At 60.4% G+C, this 24,008-nt stretch carries 21 protein-coding genes, 1 tRNA gene and 1 pseudogene; 21 read left to right on the top strand and 2 right to left on the bottom strand.

Annotated features, from left to right (window positions below; translation table 11 throughout):
- Window positions 1-66 precede the first annotated feature (66 nt).
- Window positions 67-1,731, bottom strand: coding sequence for an OFA family MFS transporter (locus LIS66_RS01560; RefSeq protein ID WP_227973473.1), 1,665 nt, complete (start codon window positions 1,729-1,731; stop codon window positions 67-69).
- A 228-nt stretch (window positions 1,732-1,959) separates the two neighbouring features.
- On the opposite strand from LIS66_RS01560, the pseudogene LIS66_RS01555 reads away from it, so the two are divergent.
- The 16 genes and pseudogenes from LIS66_RS01555 to LIS66_RS01485 form a co-directional block, all read left to right on the top strand.
- A pseudogene (locus LIS66_RS01555) lies at window positions 1,960-2,178 on the top strand (acetyl-CoA sensor PanZ family protein); the annotation flags it as partial.
- A 78-nt stretch (window positions 2,179-2,256) separates the two neighbouring features.
- Window positions 2,257-4,473 (top strand): AsmA family protein, encoded by a 2,217-nt coding sequence (locus LIS66_RS01550; protein WP_227973472.1) that lies wholly within the window; start codon window positions 2,257-2,259, stop codon window positions 4,471-4,473.
- On the top strand, window positions 4,470-5,537 hold the full coding sequence (gene mutY / locus LIS66_RS01545; RefSeq protein ID WP_042608633.1) for an A/G-specific adenine glycosylase: 1,068 nt from the start codon (window positions 4,470-4,472) through the stop codon (window positions 5,535-5,537). Before LIS66_RS01550 ends, mutY begins: the two co-directional genes overlap by 4 nt.
- Window positions 5,534-5,806 (top strand): oxidative damage protection protein, encoded by a 273-nt coding sequence (locus LIS66_RS01540; RefSeq protein ID WP_227973471.1) that lies wholly within the window; start codon window positions 5,534-5,536, stop codon window positions 5,804-5,806. The genes mutY and LIS66_RS01540 overlap by 4 nt, the downstream gene beginning before the upstream one ends.
- 91 nt (window positions 5,807-5,897) lie before the next feature.
- Window positions 5,898-5,973 (top strand) — tRNA-Phe (locus LIS66_RS01535).
- Window positions 5,974-6,378: 405 nt separating this feature from the next.
- A complete protein-coding gene (gene sbnA, locus LIS66_RS27785; RefSeq protein ID WP_322746234.1) occupies window positions 6,379-7,353 on the top strand; it encodes a 2,3-diaminopropionate biosynthesis protein SbnA in 975 nt (324 codons plus the stop codon).
- A 5-nt stretch (window positions 7,354-7,358) separates the two neighbouring features.
- Window positions 7,359-8,390: a 2,3-diaminopropionate biosynthesis protein SbnB gene (gene sbnB, locus LIS66_RS27780; protein WP_322746233.1), complete on the top strand. Its 1,032-nt coding sequence runs from the start codon at window positions 7,359-7,361 to the stop codon at window positions 8,388-8,390.
- The gene (locus LIS66_RS01525) at window positions 8,384-10,165 is read left to right on the top strand and encodes an FAD/NAD(P)-binding protein (RefSeq protein WP_227973470.1); all 1,782 of its coding nucleotides are present in this window, start codon (window positions 8,384-8,386) and stop codon (window positions 10,163-10,165) included. The genes sbnB and LIS66_RS01525 overlap by 7 nt, the downstream gene beginning before the upstream one ends.
- Window positions 10,162-10,776 carry a glutathione S-transferase family protein gene (locus LIS66_RS01520; RefSeq protein WP_227973469.1) on the top strand — a complete coding sequence of 205 codons (615 nt, stop codon included), beginning with the start codon at window positions 10,162-10,164 and terminating at the stop codon, window positions 10,774-10,776. Before LIS66_RS01525 ends, LIS66_RS01520 begins: the two co-directional genes overlap by 4 nt.
- Before the next feature lie 15 nt (window positions 10,777-10,791).
- On the top strand, window positions 10,792-12,216 hold the full coding sequence (locus LIS66_RS01515; protein ID WP_227973468.1) for an L-lactate permease: 1,425 nt from the start codon (window positions 10,792-10,794) through the stop codon (window positions 12,214-12,216).
- Window positions 12,217-12,243: 27 nt separating this feature from the next.
- Window positions 12,244-13,722, top strand: coding sequence for a PLP-dependent aminotransferase family protein (locus tag LIS66_RS01510; RefSeq protein WP_227973467.1), 1,479 nt, complete (start codon window positions 12,244-12,246; stop codon window positions 13,720-13,722).
- A gap of 49 nt (window positions 13,723-13,771) precedes the next feature.
- Window positions 13,772-14,110, top strand: coding sequence for a hypothetical protein (locus LIS66_RS01505; protein WP_227973466.1), 339 nt, complete (start codon window positions 13,772-13,774; stop codon window positions 14,108-14,110).
- A gap of 256 nt (window positions 14,111-14,366) precedes the next feature.
- A complete protein-coding gene (locus tag LIS66_RS01500) occupies window positions 14,367-15,425 on the top strand; it encodes a PDDEXK nuclease domain-containing protein (protein WP_042608626.1) in 1,059 nt (352 codons plus the stop codon).
- 121 nt (window positions 15,426-15,546) lie between these two features.
- The gene (locus tag LIS66_RS01495; RefSeq protein WP_227973465.1) at window positions 15,547-16,467 is read left to right on the top strand and encodes an alpha/beta fold hydrolase; all 921 of its coding nucleotides are present in this window, start codon (window positions 15,547-15,549) and stop codon (window positions 16,465-16,467) included.
- A gap of 29 nt (window positions 16,468-16,496) precedes the next feature.
- Window positions 16,497-16,910, top strand: a complete 414-nt coding sequence (locus tag LIS66_RS01490; protein ID WP_227973464.1) for a hypothetical protein — start codon at window positions 16,497-16,499, stop codon at window positions 16,908-16,910.
- Window positions 16,911-16,916: 6 nt separating this feature from the next.
- Window positions 16,917-17,369, top strand: a complete 453-nt coding sequence (locus LIS66_RS01485) for a hypothetical protein (protein WP_123419788.1) — start codon at window positions 16,917-16,919, stop codon at window positions 17,367-17,369.
- 301 nt (window positions 17,370-17,670) lie between these two features.
- Here the strand turns inward: LIS66_RS01485 and gabP are convergent, their stop codons facing one another.
- On the bottom strand, window positions 17,671-19,062 hold the full coding sequence (gene gabP, locus LIS66_RS01480) for a GABA permease (protein WP_042608623.1): 1,392 nt from the start codon (window positions 19,060-19,062) through the stop codon (window positions 17,671-17,673).
- A gap of 543 nt (window positions 19,063-19,605) precedes the next feature.
- On the opposite strand from gabP, the gene LIS66_RS01475 reads away from it, so the two are divergent.
- The 5 genes from LIS66_RS01475 (at window position 19,606) to LIS66_RS01455 (ending at window position 23,821) form a co-directional block, all read left to right on the top strand.
- Window positions 19,606-20,379, top strand: coding sequence for an ABC transporter ATP-binding protein (locus LIS66_RS01475; RefSeq protein ID WP_064363370.1), 774 nt, complete (start codon window positions 19,606-19,608; stop codon window positions 20,377-20,379).
- A gap of 13 nt (window positions 20,380-20,392) precedes the next feature.
- Window positions 20,393-21,145 carry an ABC transporter substrate-binding protein gene (locus LIS66_RS01470; RefSeq protein WP_042608621.1) on the top strand — a complete coding sequence of 251 codons (753 nt, stop codon included), beginning with the start codon at window positions 20,393-20,395 and terminating at the stop codon, window positions 21,143-21,145.
- Between the two features lie 78 nt (window positions 21,146-21,223).
- Window positions 21,224-21,919, top strand: a complete 696-nt coding sequence (locus tag LIS66_RS01465) for an ABC transporter permease (protein ID WP_042608620.1) — start codon at window positions 21,224-21,226, stop codon at window positions 21,917-21,919.
- Window positions 21,916-22,605 (top strand): ABC transporter permease, encoded by a 690-nt coding sequence (locus tag LIS66_RS01460; protein ID WP_064363372.1) that lies wholly within the window; start codon window positions 21,916-21,918, stop codon window positions 22,603-22,605. Before LIS66_RS01465 ends, LIS66_RS01460 begins: the two co-directional genes overlap by 4 nt.
- Window positions 22,586-23,821 (top strand): methyltransferase, encoded by a 1,236-nt coding sequence (locus LIS66_RS01455; protein WP_227973463.1) that lies wholly within the window; start codon window positions 22,586-22,588, stop codon window positions 23,819-23,821. The genes LIS66_RS01460 and LIS66_RS01455 overlap by 20 nt, the downstream gene beginning before the upstream one ends.
- Window positions 23,822-24,008: the final 187 nt, after the last annotated feature.

Here is a 24,008-nt window from a genome sequence, read left to right as displayed (position 1 = left end):
CATTTCTGTGACTGTCAGACCGCTATCGCGAGCAGGCTCACTCCTACAGGGGTACTGCCTTTTTACTTAGTGAAACAGTACCGCCGTTTTCTGCAGGGTCACCCACACACCCCACGCCAACGGAATACCCACCACCAGCCAGGCAGCGATTGCCAGAGGTTTGGTGCCCGGCGCCGCTTTCCACTCCAGAACGGTGCTGGCATCAGCACCCTTGTCGTGGCCCAGCGCCTGTTCGGCAGCCAGTTCAGCGTCGGTCATGAAGTACTTGTCAGCGACTGGGCGCACCATCAGGTTGCACAGGAAGCCCAGCACCAGCAGGCCGGCGAGGATGTACAGAGTGATGTCGTAGGCAGCTGCGCGTTCCACGCCGATGCTCAACTGATATTCACGCAGGTAGTTCACCAGCACCGGACCGAGCACACCGGCAGCAGCCCAGGCAGTCAGCAGACGACCGTGGATCGCACCGACCATCTGCGTACCGAACAGGTCGGCCAGATAAGCCGGCACCGTGGCAAAACCACCGCCGTACATCGACAGGATGATGCAGAACGCCGCCACGAACAGCGCAACGTTGCCCAAGTGACCCAGGTTCGGAATCAGTGCGTACAGGGCAAAACCCAAGGCGAAGAACACGAAATAGGTGTTTTTGCGGCCCAGGTAATCCGAGAACGAGGCCCAGAAGAAGCGGCCACCGATGTTGAACAGGCTCAGCAGACCGGTGAAGCCCGCCGCGATCGCCGCGATCGAAGCCAGTTGGCCGGCGTCGAGTTGACCGAACGGCACGTCAACGCCCAGCAACTTGCCGCCAAACACTTCCTGCAACAGTGGCGAAGCCATGCCGAGGATGCCGATACCCGCCGAAACGTTCAGGCACAGCACCAGCCAGACCAGACGGAATTGCGGAGTTTTCCACGCTACGTTCACATGGACGTGACGGTTGGTGATCATCGCGTTCGAAGCTTTCTTCGCCGGAGCGGTCCAGCCTTCAGGCTTCCAGCCGGTTGGCGGCACGCGGTAGGACAATGCGCCACCGATCATGAACACGAAGTAGATGGCCGCCATGGCCACGAAGCTTTGCCATACGCCCACGCCTTCTGGCGAAGCGAAGTGGCTCATCAGCGCAGTCGCCAACGGCGCACCGACCATCGCGCCGCCACCGAAACCCATGATCGCCATGCCGGTCGCCATGCCGCGCTTGTCCGGGAACCACTTGATCAGGGTCGATACCGGCGAGATATAGCCCAGGCCCAGACCGATGCCGCCGATCACGCCCGAGCCGATCCACATCAGCCAGATCTGGTGGGTATAGATACCCAGCGCGGAAATCAGCAGACCGCCACACCAGCACAGCGCCGACACCACGCCCGCTTTACGAGGACCGGCGTGTTCCAGCCAGCCACCCCAGATCGCTGCCGAGCAGCCGAGGAAGATGAAGAACAGCGTGTAGATCCAGCCGAGCATGGAGATCGGCCAGTCGCAGTTCGACGAAAATACCTGTGCGATGAAGCTCATGTCCGGCGCGCAAGCCATCGGTGCGGTAACGCCCAGTGCCTTGGACAGCGGCAACCAGAACACCGAGAAGCCGTAGGCCATGCCGATGCACAGGTGAATGGCCAAAGCGGCCGGTGGAACCAGCCAGCGGTTGAAACCGGGCTTGGCGATGATGCGTTCCTTGGACAGGAACGCAGGCTGGTCGGCTTTGAGGCCGTCCGCCGTGATGCTCGTGCTCATTGTGTATCCCCCAATTGTCAGTATGGTTCGCCAGCCACTGCTCACCCTCGGCCTTATGCACGCAGGCATGACCGTTTTTTTAGGTGAAGCTCCTTGATGGCGCGACGTTAAGTCGCAGACGGGCGGACGAACTGGCGAAGGTTACCATTCTCAGGTGACAGAAAAACCAAACTGATATCACCTTTTTTCAAGTCATCTGTTCTCGTACGACTCGGGAAGCCGCCAACCCCGCGTCTGCAAAGGCACCACGCCGTTTGCTACTTGTCCCATTTATGCGTGCGAAAAGTTACCCGTCGCCTTGGCGGGGCTGAACGACTGGTGAACCAAGCGCAAAAAATGGCGTCGCAAGCGGGGGCCGGATTGCGCCCTCTGGCGCCCGCCGGGCATCCTCAAGCGCAGGCACCGGTGGCGAAGTTGCAGGTGCCACCGCCGACCCTCGGCAGATGACGCCACACCGAACCGGGTGCTTGCAGCGCTATACTCCCCGGCCAAATGACGAATTCGACTAACTACAAGGACTCGCCCATGAAAGCGTTCGGCAAAATCCTGGGTCTGGTACTTCTCGGGCTGTTGCTGATCATTGTGGCGGCAGGTTTTGCCCTGACCCACCTCTTCGATCCCAACGACTACAAAGACGAGATCCGCCAGATAGCCCGCGACAAGGCCCACATCGAGCTGACGCTCAATGGCGATATCGGCTGGAGCCTGTTCCCGTGGCTCGGCCTGGAACTGCACGAAGCCAGCGTCGCCACCCTGGCCAAACCCGCCGAACCGTTTGCCGATTTGCAGATGCTCGGTCTGTCCGTCCGCGTCCTGCCGTTGTTGCGCCGTGAAGTGCAGATGAGCGATGTGCGCGTCGAAGGCCTCAACCTGCGCCTGAACCGTGACAAGAACGGCCACGGCAACTGGGAAGATATCGGCAAGGTGCCTGTGGCGCCCGGCTCGACGCCACCCGTCACACCGGGCACGACTGCCAGCGAGCCGACCGTCGCCGTGGAAAAACCGGCGCAGCCGATCCGCCTCGACATCGACAGCCTGACCGTCAACAACGCCCGCGTTGAATACACCGATGAGCTGACCGGCAAGCAGTTCAGCGCCGAAAGCATTCAGCTGAGCACCGGCCCGGTGCACGACTCGACCAACATCCCGGTGAAGGCCACCGCGTTCCTCGGCACCAATCAACCGGTGTTGCGCGTGCGCACCGAGCTCAACGGCGAATTGCGCTTCGAGCGCGCGCTGCAACGCTACAAATTCGAAGACCTGAAGCTGACCGGCGAACTCGCTGGCGATCCGCTGCAAGGCAAGACCATGACTTTCTCCGCCCAGGGCCAGTTGTTGCTGGACAAGGCAGCGAACGTCGCCGAATGGACCGGCATCAAGATTTCCGCCAACCAGTTGCGTGCCCTGGGTGAGCTGAAAGCCAACGACCTCGACAAGACGCCGCAGATCAGCGGCGGCATTTCCATCGCCCAGTTCGATCTGGCGAAATTCGTCGACAGCATCGGCCAGACACTGCCGGCGATGGGCGAAGGCAGCCTGAGCAAAGTTGAACTGGTCAGCCGCGTCGCCGCCACGCCGACCAGCCTGTCGTTCGACAACATCAACCTGAAACTCGATGACAGCAGCTTCAGCGGCCGCATCGCCATCGAGGATTTCGCCAAACAGTCGCTGCGCGCCATTCTCAAGGCCGACACATTCAACGTCGACCGCTACCTGCCCCCGAAATCGGCCCAGGCCAACAGCGCCACGCAAACGCGTCAGGCCGAAGTCGCCAGCACCGAGGCCGGCGCGGTGGCAGGCACCACGCCGCTGCCGGACAAACCGAGCAAAACCGCCTGGAGCACCGAGCGCCTGCTGCCGGTGGAACGCCTGGCGAAACTGGACGTAGATGCCGACCTCACTTTCGGCCAGCTGACTCTCGACAAACTGCCGATCCAGAACGCCGCGCTCAAAGCCACCGGCCAGGGTGGCTTGCTGACGCTGACTAACCTGAGCGGTGATCTGTACAACGGCGGCTTCGTCGCCAACGGCACCCTCGACGTGCGCCCAAGCGCGCCGGTGCTGAACCTGCAGACCCGCCTCAATCGCGTGCCGGCGGAAAAAATCATCGAAAGCCAGGGCAAGAATCCCCCGGTCAAAGGTCTGGTAACGCTGACCAGCAGCCTCACCGGCAGCGGCAATAGCCAACAGGCGCTGATCGATACGCTCAACGGCAACGCCAGCTTCGTCATCAACAACGGCGTGCTGCTCAACGCCAATCTTGAACAGCAATTGTGCAAAGGCATCGCCACCCTCAATCGCAAGACCCTCAGTGGCGAGCCGCGCGGCAAGGACACACCGTTCGAAGAGCTCAAGGGCAACCTGACCGTGCGCAACGGCGTCGCCAGCAACCCGGACCTGAAAGTGCGCATCCCCGGCATGACCGTCAACGGTGACGGCGATATCGACCTGCGCGTTTTGGGCATGGATTACCGCGTCGGCATCATCGTCGAGGGCGACACCAGCGCCATGCCCGACCCGGCCTGTCAGGTCGGCGAGAAGTTCGTCGGCATCGAGTGGCCGCTGCGCTGCCGTGGCCCGCTGGAACTGGGGGCCAAGGCCTGCCGCGTCGACAATGACCGTCTCGGTCAGGTCGCCAGCAAAATGGCCGGCAACAAACTGAGCGAGAAGATCGACCAGAAACTGGGGGACAAAGTCAGCCCGGAACTGAAAAACGCATTGAAGGGGCTGTTCAAGCGATGACAGCGGAGCAGTTTTCCACGGCGGTGCTGGAGTGGTTCGACCGCCATGGCCGCCACGATTTGCCGTGGCAGCAGGACATCAACCCGTACCGGGTGTGGGTGTCCGAGATCATGTTGCAGCAGACCCAGGTCAGCACCGTGCTCAATTACTTCGAGCGTTTCATGGCAGCGCTGCCGACGGTCGAAGCGCTGGCTGAAGCGCCGGAAGACGAGGTGCTGCACCTGTGGACCGGGCTGGGTTACTACACTCGCGCACGCAATCTGCAGAAGACCGCGAAGATCGTCGTCAGCCAGTACGGTGGCGAATTCCCGCGGGACGTGGAAAAACTCACCGAGCTACCGGGGATCGGTCTGTCCACCGCCGGCGCGATCGCCAGCATCAGCATGGGCCTGCGCGCGCCGATCCTCGACGGCAACGTCAAACGCGTGCTGGCGCGCTTCACGGCGCAAGAGGGCTACCCCGGCGAACCGAAGGTCGCCAGACAGCTGTGGGCCAACGCCGAGCGGTTCACCCCGCACGACCGGGTCAACGCCTACACCCAGGCGATGATGGATCTCGGCGCTACACTCTGCACGCGCAGCAAGCCGAGTTGCCTGCTGTGTCCGCTCAAGCGCGGCTGTGAAGCGCACATGCTTGGCCTGGAAACCCGCTACCCAATTCCCAAGCCGCGCAAGGCCATTCCGCAGAAACGCACGCTGATGCCGATGCTGGCCAATGGCGAAGGCGCAATTCTGCTTTACCGCCGCCCGTCGACGGGCCTGTGGGGCGGTCTGTGGAGCCTGCCGGAACTGGATGATCTGGAAGACCTGCAGCATCTGGCCGATCAGCACTCGCTGACCATGGGTCAGCAGCAAGCGCTGCCGAGCCTGGTTCACACGTTCAGCCATTTCCAGTTGTCCATCGAACCGTGGCTGGTTCAGGTGCAGGAAGCCAGCCATCACGTGGCCGAGGCCGACTGGCTCTGGTATAACCTCGCCACCCCGCCGCGCCTGGGCCTTGCTGCCCCGGTCAAGACCTTGCTCGAACGCGCGGCCGCCGTCTTGAATGCAGGAGAGTCGCCATGACCCGCACCGTAATGTGCCGCAAGTACAAAGAAGAACTGCCCGCGCTGGAACGCGCCCCTTTCCCGGGGGCCAAGGGCCAGGATATTTTCGACCACGTCTCGGCCAAGGCCTGGGCCGACTGGCAGAAACACCAGATCCTGCTGATCAACGAAAAGCGTCTGAACATGATGAATGCCGAAGATCGCAAATACCTGCAGGGCGAAATGGACAAGTACTTCTCCGGCGAGGAATACGCCAAGGCCGAAGGCTACGTGCCGCCAGCCGAATAACCCGCATATTTCGTAAGCGACGGAATTAATTTAAGAAATTTTCAAAAAGTCGTTGACGTAAATTCGAAAAACCCTTTTAATGCGCCCCGTTGCCCAGATAGCTCAGTCGGTAGAGCAGGGGATTGAAAATCCCCGTGTCGGCGGTTCGATTCCGTCTCTGGGCACCAAATACCGAAAACCCTGAATCGAAAGATTCAGGGTTTTTTTATGCCTGCGATTTGATCCCCCTCCTCTCTTCGTCCTTCGATACACCCGGATTCCAGCTGTACTGGAAAAAACCGGAAATCTGTATCTCTCCGCGCAGATGGCGTTTCGCCAATACTTCAAGCAAGCCTTGGCGAGCCAATGACTGGCTCTACTTTGCGCCCCGCAACACTCTGGACTCCTGTAGCCCTCAGAGCGCAAAAACCTGATTTTTTGAATCGATCGGCGTCGCCCGCAAGGTCACTTCCTGTCCAGCAAAAAAATCTGAAACCCAACCCACAGGCGAACTGCAGTTACTGCTTTTCAAACATTCCAGGATGAATGCTGGCGCCCCCGTGCGCCCGGCAAAAGAGCGAAACGGACGACGTATGATCAAGCAACTCATCAATGAAGACAGTTATGTGCAGATCGGCGATCTTTGCAGCGCAACGATCCAGCTGAAAATCGAAGGACTGAATCCCGCCGGCTCTATCAAGCTGAAGACCGCGCACGCGCTGATCACTGATCTTGAGGTTCGCGGACTGATCAACCACAAGACCCGCCTTATCGAATCCTCATCGGGGAATCTGGGCGTTGCGCTGGCCATGGTCTGCGCCGCCAAGGGTTACAAGTTCGTTTGCGTAATCGACCCGAATATTTCCGCGCCGAACCGCAAGATGATTCACGCCCTGGGCGCGCAAATGCTCATGGTCGATCAGCGTGACGAGAATGGCGGTTACCTGAATTCGCGGATTCGCCTGATCGAACAACTGGTCGCTGACAATGCCGACTACATCTGGCTCAACCAGTACAAGAATCCGACCAACCCTCTCGCCCACTATCAAGCGACTGCCAAGTCCATCGCGCACAAGTTTCCCCAAGTGGATTACCTGTTCGTCGGCGCGGGTACCACCGGCACGCTGATGGGCTGCAAGAACTACTTCGCCGAACATCATCCGCAGACCAAAGTCATTGCCGTCGATACCGTTGGCTCGGTGACGCTCGGCCTGCCGGGCGGCACGCGCCATATTCCGGGGCTCGGCACCAGCCGCCTGCCGGAGATATTCGAGTCGTCGGGCATTCACGACTTCCTGTCGATTCCCGAGGAACAGACGATCAAGGTCTGCCGTTGGCTGGCGCAACGCTACGGCCTGCTCTTCGGCGGCTCCACCGGCACTGTGCTCGCCGGCATCCGCCAGTGGGCGGCGCATATCCGGCCCGACGATATCGTGGTGGCGATCTCCCCCGACATGGGCGAGCGCTATCTCGAAACCATCTATTGCGACGACTGGGTCACCCAGCGGATCGGCGCAACCGCACTGCAGCCCCTTTTTCCTGAAATCGCTCTGGCACTCTCGGCGTAATCCTCATGACCACACAGAATCTGATCCAACCGTTCCACGTCATCCCCGGCGCTGTCGTCAAAGACATCCTCAACGGGCTGCGGCACGCAACCATCGACATGGTGGCGCAGACCTACCTGACCCACGAGCGTGGCGAAACCGTTAACCCCGACAGTTACTTTTTGCGTTTCCCTGCGCAACCGGCGAACCGGATCATTGCGCTGCCGGCGGCCATCGTCGACAGCGAGGGCGATCAATCCGTCTCCGGGATCAAGTGGATTGCCAGTTATCCCGACAACATCAAGTCAGGCATTCCGCGCGCATCTGCCGTGCTGATTCTCAACGACCCGCAGACCGGTTACCCCTACGCCTTGATCGAAGGTGCACTGATCAGCGCCGTGCGCACGGCGGCGTCGGCGGTATTGGGTGCCTGGTGGCTGAATGGCCAGAACCGGCACGCGGCGACACTTTCGATCATTGGTGGCGGGGTAATCTCAAGGAATATCGTCGAGACTTTCGTCGCCGACGACTGGTCCTTCGACAGCGTGGGCATACACGATCTCAACGCGGAATCGGCGCAAGCCCTCGCGGAATTTGGCGAACAACTGGGCCTGCCGGACGTACGCCTGCTGTCGCTCGAAGAAGCACTGACTGCCGACATCGTGGTGTTCGCCACCAGCGCGGGCGAGCCGTACGTAAAAGGCCAGGGCACGTTCCGCCCGGGGCAGATTGTTCTGAACATCTCGCTGCGGGATATCGGCGCCGAAATCATCGAGGAAAGTTACAACTACTTCGACGACATCACCCATTGCCTGAAGGCCAATACCTCACCGCATCTGGCCGAGCAGCAATACGGCCATCGCGACTTTGTCACTGGCACAGTGGCGCAGCTGATTCGCGGCGACCTGCATGTCGCCCAAGACAAACCGCTGATCTATTCGCCATTCGGCATGGGCATACTCGATCTCGCGATTGGCCGGATGATCCACGACATTGCGGTCGCGGCCGGTACGGCAATTGCCATCCCGTCATTTTTTGGCGAGGAGCGCAGATGGTGAAGGCGCCTGTGCACATCGGCCTGGTCGGCTGCGGTTCGCGCGGATTGTCGATATTCGAGCGCCTGTTGAGCCGCGCCGAGGAACGCCCGCAACAACCGGTGGTCATCGACATCTTCGAGCCCAACGTGCTCGGCAGCGGCGCGCACTGGCCCGATCAACCGGACTACCTGTTGCTCAACACCGTCGCCGGTCAGCTCGGGGTATTTCCCGACGCAGCAGCGTTCGGTGATCTGACCGACGCCCGGGAACGACCAGGGCCGGACTTTCTCGCGTGGTGCCGAGCACAGCACGTCAAGGTTGACCCCGACAGTGGCCTGCTCGCCGCCGACGGTCGCGACGTCGAGCCGGAGGATTTTCTGCCACGGCACCTGCTCGGCGCTTATCTGGCCGACGCCTTCACGCGGATCCTCGCGACCGCACCCGGCTGGGTCACGGTCAATCTGCACCGTCATCAGGTCACGGCGGTCGAGCGCAACGAGAATCAGCAATACATTCTGCTAACCGCCCAAGGCGCTGCGGTAACGGTGGATCGTCTGGTGCTGACCGTCGGCCACACCGGGCGCCTGCGCCTGGCGGGGCAGAACCGGGTCGATAACATCTATCCGCTGCCCGGCAGCCTCACCACCGTCGAGCCCGGCGAAACGGTATTGATCGAAGGGTTGGGCCTGGGCGCCATGGACACCCTGGCGGCGCTGACTGCTGGCAGAGGCGGAATTTACAAACCCATGGCCGATGGCAGTCACACTTACCAGCCTTCGGGTCAGGAGCCGGTGATCTGCATTCAGTCGCGGGACGGGCTGCCTTTTCGTACTCGGCCCGACGGCTTGATTGGCTGCCTGCGCCACACCGCTGTGCTGCTGACGAGCGAGCGTATCGAATCGTTGCGGGTCAACGCCCACAACCGCCGGCTGGATTTCGAACGGGACATTCTGCCGCTGATGCTGCTGGAGATGCGTGCCGCTGCGGTCGCCGTCCTGCACAAACCCTCAGCGCCACAACAGCTGCTTGCGCAGCTCCGAACCGTCAGCGTTGCCGGCCCCGCGGGTGTGGCCGCTTGTGAAGCCTTGCTGCGCGAGTTCGAAGCGATTGCCGGCGCAATCAGTCCGCTGGAGCTGATCAGCCACAAACTGCCCGACAGCGTCACGCCTTACAACTATCACGCATGGATTTACGACACCCTCGAAGCCGACTTGCTGGAAGCGCGTCTGGGACGCGGCGCGTCGCCGATCAAAGCCGCTATCGAAGTCTGGCGCGACTTGCGTGACCGGCTGCGTGAGGCGGTCGATTTCGACGGGCTCACCGAGGATTCGCATCGGCAGTTCTATGGCCGCTGGCACAAGGCGATCAATCGTCTGGTCGCCGGCCCGCAGAAGGAGCGCCACGCCGATCTGCTCGCGCTGTGTGATGCCGGCCTGCTGACCTTCCTCAAGCCCGGCTCACGCCCCGCGATCGAACACTTCAAGCGAGTCGCCGGTTACGTCCAGAGCAGCGGCGTCACCCACAGCGACTGCGCACCGGTGCGCGACCTCGCGCGCCTGGGCCTTGTGCGGCCGCGCACCGATGTGCCGGGCATCGACGGCATCGATGTCGACGCGGCGTCCAACCCCAAGTCGAACAGCGGCGAAGCGGTGCGTGACATCTGGGTGCTGGGCCCGCTCGCTGAAGGCTCCTGTTATTACAACCACTACGTCACCTCGGCGGGCGCACCTTCGCGGCTGTTCATGGACGCCCATCGAGTCGCCACCGCAATCCTTGAGACAGGAACTCGCGCATGAAACTTTACTATCAGTCGCATTCGCCGTACGCCCGCAAGGTACTGGTGCTGGCTCACGAACTTGGCATCGCATCGAGCCTTGAGGTGATACATCACGAGACCAGCCCGACTTCACCGAACGCGACCATTTACCAAGCCAACCCCTTGGGTAAAGTGCCGGTGCTGATGCTGCCCGACGACACCGCACTGTTCGATTCCATCGTGATCTGCGAATACCTCGATGACCTGAGCGACGGCCGCAAATTCATCCCGGCAAGCGGACCCGAGCGCTACAAGGCGTTGCGCCTGCAGGCATTGGCGCAGGGCATGTGCGACGTCGGCATCAAGCTGCGCTGGGAAGTCGAGCGCCGCCCCGAGGCTTTGCGCTACCCGGCGTACGCGGACGGCCAGGCATACAAACTCAAGGAGGCTTACCGCTTCATCGAAGAACACGTCGACCTCAATGGCCCGATCACCGTCGGCCACATCGCCTTGGCGACGGCACTGGACTGGATCGCTTTCCGTCAACTCTCGGATTTCTCGGCGCAAGGACGCCTGAGCGAGTGGTATCAGACGTTCTGCCAGCGCGCTTCCATGCGGGCGACCGAGTACAGCGGACAGACGCACGATTAAGCCAAGGAAACCGCTATGAGCTCTCTCTTGCTGCAAATGTCACCGATCGCGCTGGTGATCGCGCTGATTCTGATCGTCCGGCGTCCGCCGGTACAGGCGGCGCTGGCCGGTGTGGTGCTGGTGCTGGTGCTGTGGGCACTGGGCGCTGCCGGACCGGTGTCGGCGGCGATCTCCTCGGCGATTTTTCAAGACACCACGATCCTGTTTCTCAGCACGGCCTGTGTAATCGTCCCGGGGCTGGCCTTCGTCATTCTGGTCGAGCGCGGCGGCGCGCCACAGGCCATCGGCGCGTGGGTCAAGGAACTCGGCTGGACACCCCCGGCGCAGGTGATTTTCATCGTGCTGGGGCTGGCACCGCTGCTGGAAGCGATGACCGGCTTCGGCGTTTCCCTGATCGCCACGGTGCCGCTGCTGATGGGGCTTTTCACTCGCCAATCGGGGATGAAAATCGCTCTCGCCGGAATGGTGATCATGCCGTGGGGCACGCTGGGTCTGGCGACGGTGATCGGTGCCTTGCTGGCGCATTTGCCGGCGCAATCCCTCGGTAGCCATTCGGCGCTGATCAGCGCGCCGGTGTTCCTCTGCCTGGCGTCGCTGGCCTTGTGGCAGGCCGGCATCCGCAGGATCACACCGTGGCTGGGGCTGCTTGTCGTGACTGCCCTGTTCGTTGCCGTGCTGTATTGCGTCAACCGGTGGGTCGGCCCGGAAGTTTCCGGCGTGCTGGCCGGGCTGGCCGTGGCTTGCGTCGGCCTGGGCATCTCCTGGGCGCAACGGAAAAAACTGGTGCGCTGGCCGAATGCGGCATGGCCTTATCTGGCCTTGCTGGGAGTGATTGTGGCGTCGCGCGGACTGTTCGTGCTGTCGGGCTGGGATGGCCTGTGGGTCGTCAGGGGCGAACACGTTTCATGGAAGCCGCTGGCGTCTCCAGGGCTGGCGCTGCTGATCGTGACCGTGCTGATGGCGTTCAGGCAAACCGCGGGCGCCGGCTTCCCGTGGCAAGCGCTGTTCAACCGGGCGAAGTTTCCGGTCACGACAATCTTCCTGTTCCTGCTGCTCTCCCAAGTGATGGTCAACGCCGGATTTCTCGCCGAGGCGCAAAGCGCGTTGCAATCCATGTCGGGTATTTCGCTGGCGCCGACGATCGCTCTGCTGGCGGGGATTGCCGGTTATGTCACCGGCTCCAACGTCGGCGGCAACACGCTGGTGATGCCGTCCATTGCCGCGCTGAGCAGCGAACACGGGCCGTGGCTGGCGGCAATGGTCAACAGCGCCGCAGGCCATGGCGCACTTGGCTCGCTGTCGATCCTGTCGTTGATCACCGGACTTGCCGGTGCCAACCGCCAGGAAGAAAACAGCCTGATCCGCTTCGCCTTCGGTCTGGTGGCGCTGAACATCGTCATAGTTGCTGCAACGGGGATCGTTTTGCTCTACTTTCTGTGAATTGTTTCGAAACATCACTGAGAACTTATGGACAGGTTTGATTTGCCAGACAAGCGCTGGCGGATAGTCAAGGACTGGATTATTCGTCAGATCGACAGCGGTGACCTGGCGGCCGAAGCGAAACTGCCGTCAATCCGCGTTCTGGCGCGGATGTTCGAGACCAGCATCACCACGGTGCAGCGGGCGCTGGCCGATCTCGAGGCCGACGCCTACGTCTCGACGGTGCCGCGCGTCGGCTACTTCGTCTCGGCATCAGGGCGGGCAAAACCGTCCGGCGCTTTCGACTTTTCCAGTGTCACCGTCAACGTCAATCATGCGGTGGTCGCGATGCTCTCCGAAGCGGCCTCGCGCACCACCGCATCGCTGAATTCGGCGGTCCTGCACAGCGATCTCACGCCCAACGTGCTGCTCAACAAATGCCTCTCGGTGCTGGCTGCCAAGACTGACAACGCGCTGAGCGGCCTGGTCGCGCCACCCGGCCTTCCCGCCCTGCGAAGGCGTATTGCCGGCCTGATGCTGACTCGCGGTGTAGTCTGCGGGCCGGACGACATTCTGGTGACATCGGGCGACACCATCGCTCTCGAACTGGCCCTCGAAGCCGTCGAGTTGAAAGGCGCTACAGTCGCCATCGAAACCCCGACCTATTACGGCATCCTGCAGACCATCGAACGCCTGGGCATGCGCGCCCTGCCGATCCGCACCGACGGCCGCACGGGCCTGGATATCGATCATCTGGAAGAAGCACTGAAACAGAAAAAAGTCGCGGTGATTTTTCTCAACCCGACGTTGCAGAATCCGCGTGGCTTCATCATGCCCGACGAAGCGCGCGCGCGCCTTTCAAGGATCGCCCGGGAAGCGGATGTGCCGATCATCGAAGACGACATCTTCTTCGACTTGGTGCCCGAGGCTGATCGGCCGCGCGCCATCAAGAGCTACGACACCAGCGGCCAGACGATCTACTGTTCGTCGTTTTCCAAAACCATTGCGCCGGGTTATCGCGTCGGCTGGTGTCTGGCCGGCAAATACCGCAATGCCATCCTCGCGCAGATGTTTTCGCGCAACCTGGCCGTTTCCAGCCTTGCGCAAAATGTCCTCAATGAATTCATCGGCCGTGGCTACATGGACGAACACTGCGCCAGATTGAGATCGCAACTGTCCTCGCTGGCGAGTTTTGTCGAAGCGCTGGTGCGCACGGATTTCCCGGTCGGGACCCTCTATGTGCCACCGCGCGGCGGCTTCATTCACTGGATCGAAATGCCTGCGAACACCGACATGCGGGCATTGCAACAACTGGCCACGGAGCGCGGTTGCCACGTGGCTGGCAGTGGCATCTTTTTCGCCGACGGCCAGGCTTCCACAGGCGTGCGCATCTGCCTTGGCACCACCCTGACTCCGGCGGTGATCGGGATTCTCAAGGTGATTGCCGAATGCGCCCACCTTGCCGCATGCCCAACCAGCCTGCAGCCGATGCCGACTGAACAACTTCAAGAGCCGGCAGTTTCCTGACCGGCTTGCGCGAGCCCTGCTTATGAATCAGAAAAGAACCCGTATTCGCTTGCCGCATCCCCCGCCGTACAGGCCGAGCCGCTGGACATTCTGGCTGACGGTGCTCGCTGGCGTGCTGATCGCCTTTGCCGTGTGTCTCTCGATCTACATGCTCATCGAAAGCTGGATCAGCGGTTCCATTACCACCAGCAATCGCGGGCCGCGCAGCACCTACACCTTGGCACTGCAACCTCGGCGATATTGGTTCGAGTTCGTGTGGCAGAGCTTCTGGACCTCGTTCATGTTGGCCATCGATGTGTTCGGGCTGTGGGTTATCGCAAAGGGCGGATGCGTGAGCAGAGGCCTAAGGGCAAGCGCTCGCGATGATGCAACTGAGGTGCTTTTTTAAGCAGCCTTTTACCTGCCTTTTCCCCTCCTTCAAGCGCAACACCAGATCGCTCACCGAAGCGTTGCCAAATCTGCGGCGATCGACCGGGCAAAAGTACGAAATGGACTACGGACATTTACTCTGTTACGCGCCTTCCGGTGGCAATATCCTGCGACGCCAATCCGGCTTTCCTTCCAAACTCGCAGGTTCGCCCGACATACCTGCGTCGACATCACCGGCATGCTTGCGTCTCTGTTTCCAGAACGCGGAAAACCCGATGACCCAGCTAAAACCCGCTGAAACCCAAGACCCGAAAATCCATTCACTGCTGGGCGAACTGGGCGAGCTGATTCGCCAGGCGCGGCAAAAAGTGCTACGCGCGGTCGATACGATCCAAGTGCAGACCTGTTGGCAAATCGGCCGGCATATCGTCGATTTCGAACAGAAAGGCGCTCAGCGTGCGGGTTATGGCCAGCAGTTGCTCGCGCTGCTGGCGAAGGATCTCACGGGGCAATTCGGGAAGGGATTTGATGAGCGCAATCTGCGATATATGCGTAGCTTTTATCAGTCTTTTCCAATTTGGAACGCAGTGCGTTCCGAATTGAGCTGGACCCACTACCGCCGCCTGCTACGCGTCGAGAACGAGAAAGCGCGCCTGTGGTACATGAACGAATGCGCCGACCTCAACTGGTCAAGCCGCGCCCTTGATCGTCAGATCCTGACGCTCTACTACGAGCGCCTGCTGATGAGTCAGGACAAAGCCGAGGTGGTCGAGGAAGCCACGACCAACATCGACGCGATGAAATGCAATCCGCGGGAATTCATTCGCGATCCGGTCATGCTCGAATTCCTCGGCCTGCCCTCGGCAGGCAAAGTCAGGGAAAGCGGACTCGAACAAGCACTCATCGACCACTTGCAGAGCTTTCTGCTTGAACTTGGCAAAGGCTTTTCCTTTGTCGCCCGCCAACAACGCATCAGCACTGACGGCGTCGACCTCTATATCGATCTGGTGTTCTACAACTTCCTGCTCAAGTGCTTCGTGATCATCGACCTGAAACGCGGCAAGCTCAGCGCCCGCGATGTCGGGCAGATGGACATGTATGTGCGCATGTACGACGAGCTCAAGCGCAGCGAAGGTGACAAGCCAACCGTCGGTATCATTCTCAGCGCGGAAAGCAATGACTCGGTGGCGCGCTATTCCATGCTCAAAGGCAATGAGCAACTGTTCGCCAGCAGCTACAAGACGATACTGCCGAGCGAAGAAGAGTTACGTGCTGAACTCAACCGCGAACAGGCGTTGATCGAAGAACGCATGCTCATTCAATCCAGTGAATGAACCGGCCGGATTGTTCTTGATCAGCGCGGCGACTAAGGTTGGCACCTAACCGCCGAGGTCAAGCACCATGCGCTGTCAGCAGACATCCGATGTGGGCGACCCAGAATTGAGCCAAGCAGCTTTGACTGTAACTAAAGCTACGCCCTTCAAGGAAACCGCAGCCGACGGCTACGCACTCGGGGGCTTCACCTGGCGCCACAGTTCGCCCGATCCTCAGCGCCCGGTGGTCATCATCAACCCTGCCACCTCCGTGCGCTGTCGGCACTATTCACGATTCGCGGCCTATCTGTTCAGCCACGGCTTCGACGTGATGACCTACGACTATCGGGGCATCGGCGAATCGCGCGGCGAGTCGATCAAAGGGCTGCGTACCTCGTGGACCGATTGGGGTGCGCTGGATTTCCAAGCGATGCTCAACCGCGCGCATCGGGAGTTTCCCGGTCAGCCAATCGATGTGGTCGGGCACAGTTTCGGTGGTTGCGCGGCCGGTCTGGCCGCATCGGGCACGGTCATCCGACGGCTGGTTACCGTCGGGGCGCAGTTCGCTTACTGGCGCGATTACGCCCCTGAACAGCGCTGGCGGATGTTCGGCAAGTGGCATGTGCTCATGCCTTTGATGGCGCTGCTCTGCGGCTATTTTCCAGGCAAGCGGCTCGGCTGGCTGGAGGACACGCCCACCGGCGTAGTCCGCGACTGGAGCACGCCTACCGCACGTTACGAGCAACGCCCAAGCGGTCGCGCGCTGATGAAAAAGTCGGGCGCCCTGCCCTTCGCCAATGTCCGCGCGCAGACCCTGGCCATCAGCCTCGGCGACGACCCTTACGGCACGATCCCGGCGATCGAACGCCTGCTCGCCTACTTCAGCAACGCGACAAAAACTCACCTGCGCATCGAGCCGCAGGACATCGGCGAACAACAAGTCGGACATTTCGGCTTTTTTCGTAGCGCATACCAAGCCACACTATGGCCCATCGCTCTGACCTGGCTGCAGACCGGCGCACTGGCCCTCGACACACCCGGACGGCCAGTCCCGCGCAGTTAAGCCCTTTTCCACGCACGACGGAACACATCATGGCCTCCGCCAACAAGCAGCAAAAACGCGCCACCCGGGCCAAAGCCAAGGCCAAGCAGAACCGCACCAAACGCGCCGAAGCGCCGGTCGAGCTCGACCCGAACGATGATCGCATCGATTTCGAATCGGTGGACCTCACCGACCTGTTCAAGAAAATGATCGACGCCGAGAAGATCAGCCAACAGGCCATGTGCACCGCGTTCCTTGAAGATCCGCTGCTGGAACTGGTCTATGAGCAGGAAGGTGAGGAAGGCGCGATGGATTTCATCCTCGCCGCGCTGATCGAGTATCGCCAGTGGTCGCAGGAAACCGATGAGGCTGGCGCGCTGGCGTGGATCGAATCCCCGGCCTTTCAGGCTGACTATGTAGCGGCATCCGACGCGATTGCTGCGCAAACCCAACAGAAGAACTGAGCTCCCATGGCATCCCTGAACAAGCAACAGAAACGCGCCAAACGCGCCAAGGCCAAAGCCAAGCAGATCCGTATGGTCGGGCGCAAACCGCTGGATCAGGACGAAGACCTCGGCCACCTCGCCGAGCCGATCCCGGAATACACCCTGGCGATGTTCAGCAAAATGCGCGACGCTGAAGCCGTCAGCCGCAACGAAATGCTGCTGACCCTGCTGCGCGAGCTGGCCTTCATCATCGTCGATCATCCTGAACTGCTCGATATGGAAAACGCCGACAACGAAGGCATGGCCGCTACTCACCTGGCCGCCGACATGCTCATCGACTACCGCATGTGGGCCGACGGAATGACCATCGAACAAGCCCAGGCCTGGCTGAGCGAGCCGCAGTTCATTACGGATTTCGGGGTGGCGCTGGATGCTTATGGGAAGTCGGTAGAAGATAGCGAACCCAAATCCGAATAATCCTCGTGCCTGACCTTCATGCACATCCAATACAAGGAGGTCAGGTGAAAAACACGGACTCATGCAAAGACGATAAGTTGTCAAAGCCGAGCGACTCAGCATCCCTTCAAAGCGATACTTGTAGTCCCAACGAGCCAACGACTTGGGATGAATGGTTCGATGCAGAGAACTGCAGCTCAGACTTTATGGTGTCGCGAGACCAAAGCTGAATCAGGATCCGAAGCAATCATCATCCGACGTGTAAACAAAAACGGCCGCTAGTCATCCCTGACAGCGGCCGTTTTGCATTACACGTTACGACTCAGTTCAATACAACAGCACCACGCTTCTCCAGCTTGCGCCGGCGCGACACCAGCAGCCCGGCAGCCACCACCATCAGGCTCAGCAGGCCGGTGGCGAGGATTTCCACGCGGTGGGCTTCCTGGAACAGCATGATGGTCAGCGCGGCGACGATGAAGATGATCACCGCCCAGGTCAGCCCCGGGAACAGCCACATGCTGAATTCGATTTTCTCGCCACGCGCCACGCTTTGTTTACGCATGCGCAATTGCGAGAAGGCGATGACCAGATAGACCAACAGCGCGATGGCGCCGGAGCTGGCCAGGAGGAATTCGAACACCGCGGCCGGAGCCACATAGTTGGCGAAGGTGCAGAGGAAGGCTGCGCCGGTCGACAACATCACCGCCCAGTAAGGCGTGCCGCTTTTGTTGGTGCGGGTCGACATGGCCGGGGCATCGCCGCGTTTGCCGAGGGAGAACAGCATGCGCGACGAAGTGTACAGCGCCGAGTTCAGGCAACTGGTCACCGCGACCAGCACGACAATATCGACGATCATCTTGGCATTGGGAATGCCCATGCGCTCCAGCACGGTCTGGTAGGAACCGAGGTTGGCCAGGGTAGGATCGTTCCACGGCACCAGCGCCACGACGATGAAGATCGACACCAGATAAAACAGGCCGATCCGCCAGATCACCGAGTTGGTGGCCTTGGAAATCTGCTTGCCCGGGTCTTTCGATTCCGCCGCCGCGATGGTGACGATTTCGGTACCCATGAACGAAAACATGGTAGTCAGGATTGCGCCCAGCACGGCGCCCATGCCGTTGGGCAGGAAGCCGCCGCTGTCGAACAAGTGCGAGACACCACTGACCTGACTGGTCGGCAGGAAGCCGAAAATCGCCGCAAGGCCCAGGCCGATAAAGCCGATGATCGCCAGCACCTTGATCAGGGCGAACCAGAACTCGAACTCGCCGTAGTTCTTCACGCTGAACAGGTTGGTCACCGTCAGCAGCATGGTGATGACCAGCGCGAAGGCCCAGATATCCACACCGGGGAACCAGGCATGCAGGATGGTCGCGGCGGCGTTGGCTTCCAGCGGAATCACCAGCACCCAGAACCACCAGTACAACCAGCCGATGGTGAAACCGGCCCAGTGACCGATCGCGCGATCGGCATACGTGGAAAACGAGCCGGTGTCCGGCGAAGCCACGGCCATCTCGCCGAGCATGCGCATCACCAGCACCACCAGGGTACCGGCAGCGGCGTAGGCCAGCAGCACGCCCGGGCCGGCGGCAGCAATGGCGTGGCCGGAGCCGACAAACAGACCGGCACCGATCACACCGGCGATTGACAACATGGTCACATGACGCGGTTTGAGCCCCTGTTCGAGGCCAGTGGAGCTTGGGGTACTGCTCATAGAGACTACCTTTGCAAGGAAAGCGAGTGCATCCGGCACGTCTGAAAATTCTTTCTCGTAAAAAGAATCCAACGACCTGTTCCTTATTCTGCACGCAATATTTGCGCCAAAATGTTTCAAGTCCTTGAAGGCCGCGGGCTCTGGCATCCGATGCAAGTCATTGAGTTTACTGGCTATTCGCCAGAACGTTACCCTGCGACTCACTTTGAAGACGAATTCGCGCACCAGAAACACACCGAAAAAGTGTGCGACGCACAGAAAAAGGGCGAATAAGGAACGTTCGGCCGGATAGCGCTTCCAACACCCCGCCAAAGCTGGCAACATCGCGCCTTTTTTTACGCGACACCTACGGGTCTGCATGATCAAACACCCGTTCGGTTGTTGATGGGGCGACAGTCTGCTGCGCCGATGCGACAACCCGCCACAGGCCACCCGATTACTGCTCGTAGCGCTGTTGGCTGCCATTGAAACGCTATGCTAGCTTGGCCGCCTCGCCTGGAAGGCCCGCCAACAGCAGGAGCGCAACATATATGAGGAACGCACATGGCTGAGGCCACGCCCGCGCTGGAAATCCGCAACTTGCACAAACGCTACGGACAGCTCGAGGTGCTCAAAGGCATCTCGCTGACCGCCCGCGACGGCGACGTGATCTCGATCCTCGGCTCTTCCGGTTCCGGCAAGTCCACGTTCCTGCGTTGCATCAACCTGTTGGAAAACCCGCATCAGGGCCAGATCCTGGTGGCCGGTGAAGAACTCAAGCTCAAAGCCGCCAAGAATGGCGAACTGGTTGCCGCCGACGGCAAGCAGATCAATCGCCTGCGCTCGGAGATTGGTTTTGTATTTCAAAACTTTAATCTGTGGCCGCACATGAGCGTGCTCGACAACATCATCGAAGCCCCGCGCCGGGTGCTCGGCCAGAGCAAGGCCGAGGCCATCGAAGTCGCCGAAGCCCTGCTGGCCAAGGTCGGCATCGCCGACAAGCGCCACGCCTACCCGGCGCAACTGTCCGGCGGCCAGCAACAACGCGCAGCGATCGCCCGCACACTGGCGATGCAGCCGAAAGTCATTCTGTTCGACGAGCCCACCTCCGCCCTTGACCCGGAAATGGTTCAGGAAGTACTTAGTGTCATCCGCGCATTGGCCGAAGAAGGCCGCACCATGCTGCTCGTGACCCACGAAATGGGCTTCGCCCGTCAGGTCTCCAGCGAAGTGGTGTTCCTTCATCAGGGCCTTATAGAAGAGCAAGGATCGCCACAGCAGGTGTTCGACAACCCGCTTTCGGCGCGCTGCAAACAATTCATGTCCAGCAACCGCTAACGGAGCAACATGCATGCAGAATTTCAAGAAGGTCTTCCTGGCCGCCGCAGTCACCCTCGCGTTCAGCGCCGGTGCCATGGCTGAAACCCTGAAAATGGGCATCGAAGCGGCCTACCCGCCGTTCAACAACAAAGATGCCAGCGGACAGGTTGTCGGCTTCGACAAGGAAATCGGCGACGCCCTGTGCGCAAAGATGAAAGCCGAATGCTCCGTCGTCACCTCTGACTGGGACGGCATCATTCCGGCCCTGAACGCGAAGAAGTTCGACTTCCTGATCTCCTCGCTGTCGATCACCGAAGAGCGCAAAGCCGCGGTGGATTTCACTGACCCGTACTACTCGAACAAGCTGCAGTTCATCGCGCCGAAAAATGTCGATTTCAAAACCGACAAGGACTCGCTCAAGGGCAAGACCATCGGCACCCAGCGTGCGACGCTGGCCGGCACCTGGCTGGAAGACACCTACGGTGATGACATCAAGGTCAGCCTCTACGATACCCAGGAAAACGCCTACCTCGACCTGACCTCCGGTCGTGTTGATGCGATCCTCGCCGACAAATACGCCAACTACGATTGGCTGAAAACCGACGCTGGCAAGAACTATGAGTTCAAGGGCGACCCGGTGGTGGAAAGCGACAAGATCGGCATCGCCGTGCGCAAGGGTGACAACGAACTGCGCAACAAGCTGAACGCTGCACTGAAGGAAATCGTCGCTGACGGTACCTACAAGAAAATCAACGACAAGTACTTCCCGTTCAGCATCTATTGATCTGACCTGTGGGGACTGGCGCCGTGAACAAGCGGCGCCGGCTCCCGACTTTGCCTGCCGCAATTTGAACAGAAACCCATGATTATCGACCTCTACGGATTCGGCCCGGCGCTCGCCGCTGGCGCGCTGATGACCGTCCAACTGGCGCTCACCGCCCTGTGCCTGGGCCTGGTGCTCGGCCTGCTCGGCGCTCTGGCCAAGACTTCCCCGTACAAGCCGTTGCAATGGCTTGGCGGCACCTATTCGACGCTGGTGCGCGGCGTCCCGGAATTGCTCTGGGTGCTGTTGATCTACTTCGGTACGGTCAACCTGATGCGCACCCTCGGTGAGTACTTCGGCAACCCCGATCTGCAACTCAACGCATTCGCCGCCGGTGTGATCGCACTGGGCCTGTGCTTCGGCGCCTACGCCACGGAAGTGTTCCGTGGCGCCCTGCTTGCCATTCCCAAGGGTCACCGTGAGGCCGGCCAGGCCCTGGGCCTGTCGAAGTGGCGGATCTTCACCCGGTTGATCATGCCGCAGATGTGGCGCATCGCCCTGCCCGGCCTGGGCAATCTGTTCATGATTCTGATGAAAGACACCGCGCTGGTATCGGTCATCGGTCTGGAAGAAATCATGCGTCACGCGCAGATCGGCGTGACCGTGTCGAAACAGCCGTTCACCTTCTATATGGTCGCGGCGGTCATGTACCTCGCCCTGACGGTACTGGCGATGACCGGCATGCATTTCCTGGAAAAACGCGCCGCCCGCGGCTTTGCGAGGAGCGCGCAATGAATTGGGAAGTCATCATCAAGTGGCTGCCGAAACTGGCGCAGGGCGCGACCCTGACCCTCGAACTGGTTGCCATCGCAGTGATTGCCGGCCTGCTGCTGGCGATTCCGCTGGGCATCGCTCGATCTTCGAAGCTGTGGTACGTGCGCTCGCTGCCTTACGCCTACATCTTCTTTTTCCGGGGCACGCCGTTGCTGGTGCAGCTGTTCCTGGTCTATTACGGCCTGGCGCAGTTCGACGCCGTACGTGAAAGCTCGCTGTGGCCGTACCTGCGCGATCCATTCTGGTGTGCCACGGTGACCATGACCTTGCACACAGCGGCGTACATCGCCGAGATTCTGCGTGGTGCGATACAGGCGATTCCACCGGGCGAGATCGAAGCGGCGCGAGCGTTGGGCATGTCCAGACCGAAAGCGATGTTCTACATCATCCTCCCGCGTGCTGCGCGGATCGGCCTGCCGGCGTACAGCAACGAAGTGATTCTGATGCTCAAGGCCAGCGCCCTGGCGAGCACCGTGACCCTGCTGGAATTGACCGGCATGGCCCGCACGATCATTGCCCGCACCTATTTGCCAGTGGAGATTTTCTTCGCCGCCGGCGTGTTCTATCTGGTCATGGCTTACGTGCTGGTACGCGGCTTCAAGCTGCTGGAGCGCTGGCTGCGCGTCGATGCCTGCCAGGGCCGCTGAAACTTCCTGCGTGCTGACGGGCGATGACTTGCTCGCCCGCTTCATCGCGCTGGATGCTTTTCTGATTGTGCATCAGGCGCTGTGGAAACCTCGACCGTTTACGCATCTTTCCCTTGCGTGGGAAACCAGTCACCCGGAATTGTCTTCCTGGCTGCGCGGGCGATCGCTGGAAGATGCAGAGCGGACGCATAACCATCCTGCTGATCTGACCGATGCGCCCGAGCCATTTGCCTCATTGGCGAAATTATCGGCCCAACTGAGCGCAGTCGGCGAATTGCCAAGGCACGCGCTTGAGGCTGCCGGGCATCGCTTGAATGTCGATGTGCCTGGGCGCAAGTGGCAGCAGATCGAGACGTTTGCCAGTTGTCTGTCTTTCGCCTCGCAGCCGACGCATTGGCTGGACTGGTGTTCCGGCAAAGGGCATCTGGGTCGACGATTGTTGAATGAAGGGCAGCAACTGACTTGTGTCGAATATGATCCTTTGTTGGTTGCGAGCGGGCAGGCGCTGAGTCAGCGTCATGACTTGCATGCGCTGCATGTGGAGCAGGACGTACTCGCGGCGGACGCCGCTGCCGTGGTGAGCGCCAGTCACACACCCATCGCCCTGCACGCCTGCGGCGATCTGCACGTACGCCTCATGCGATTGGCGAGTGCCGCTGGATGTCAGCAGATGGCGATCGCGCCATGTTGCTACAACCGGATCAATCGCAGCGAGTATCAGCCACTGTCTTCTGAGGGTTTGCGATCAGCCCTACGGCTATCACTCGAAGATCTGGCTCTGCCGATGAGCGAAACCGTCACCGCCGGTGCGAGGGTCAAACGCCAGCGCGATACCTCGATGGCCCGACGCTTGGCTTTCGATTGTCTGCAACGGCAGTTGCGCGGTACTGACGAGTATTTGCCAACCCCATCTCTGCCGAGCGCCTGGCTGGATAAATCCTTCCCTGACTACTGTCGCGATCTGGCCGCGCTGAAAGAGTTATCCACAGTTGGACCGACGGATTGGGAAAAACTGGAAGCTACCGGTTGGCAGCGACTGGCCGAAGTACGCAACCTGGAATTGCTCCGCGGGTTGTTCCGACGGCCACTGGAGCTTTGGTTGAATCTGGATCGGGCACTGTTCCTCGTCGAACAGGGCTACGCCGTACGCCTTGGCACTTTTTGCTCAGCCCCCCTTACGCCGCGGAATTTGCTGATGTTGGCCGAACGCAAATAAAACGCGACCACCCTGTGGATAACTCTGTTGATGAATCCATAGTGGATCCAATATTTACGCCTGTTTCAAGCCATTAACAGCGCTGTTCATTTTTTGTTCACATTAATAAAAAACCGTTAAAACAGGAATTTGCGAACAAAATGAGAACGCTTCCAGAAAATCCCGCCTGACCCGATTCCATGCCAGC

It is taken from the genome of Pseudomonas sp. HN2, assembly GCF_020736465.1.
In the GTDB taxonomy this organism is placed as follows: domain Bacteria; phylum Pseudomonadota; class Gammaproteobacteria; order Pseudomonadales; family Pseudomonadaceae; genus Aquipseudomonas; species Aquipseudomonas moraviensis_A.
Note: the sequence above shows the minus strand (reverse complement) of the source record. Positions and strands in the feature narration are given on the sequence as shown.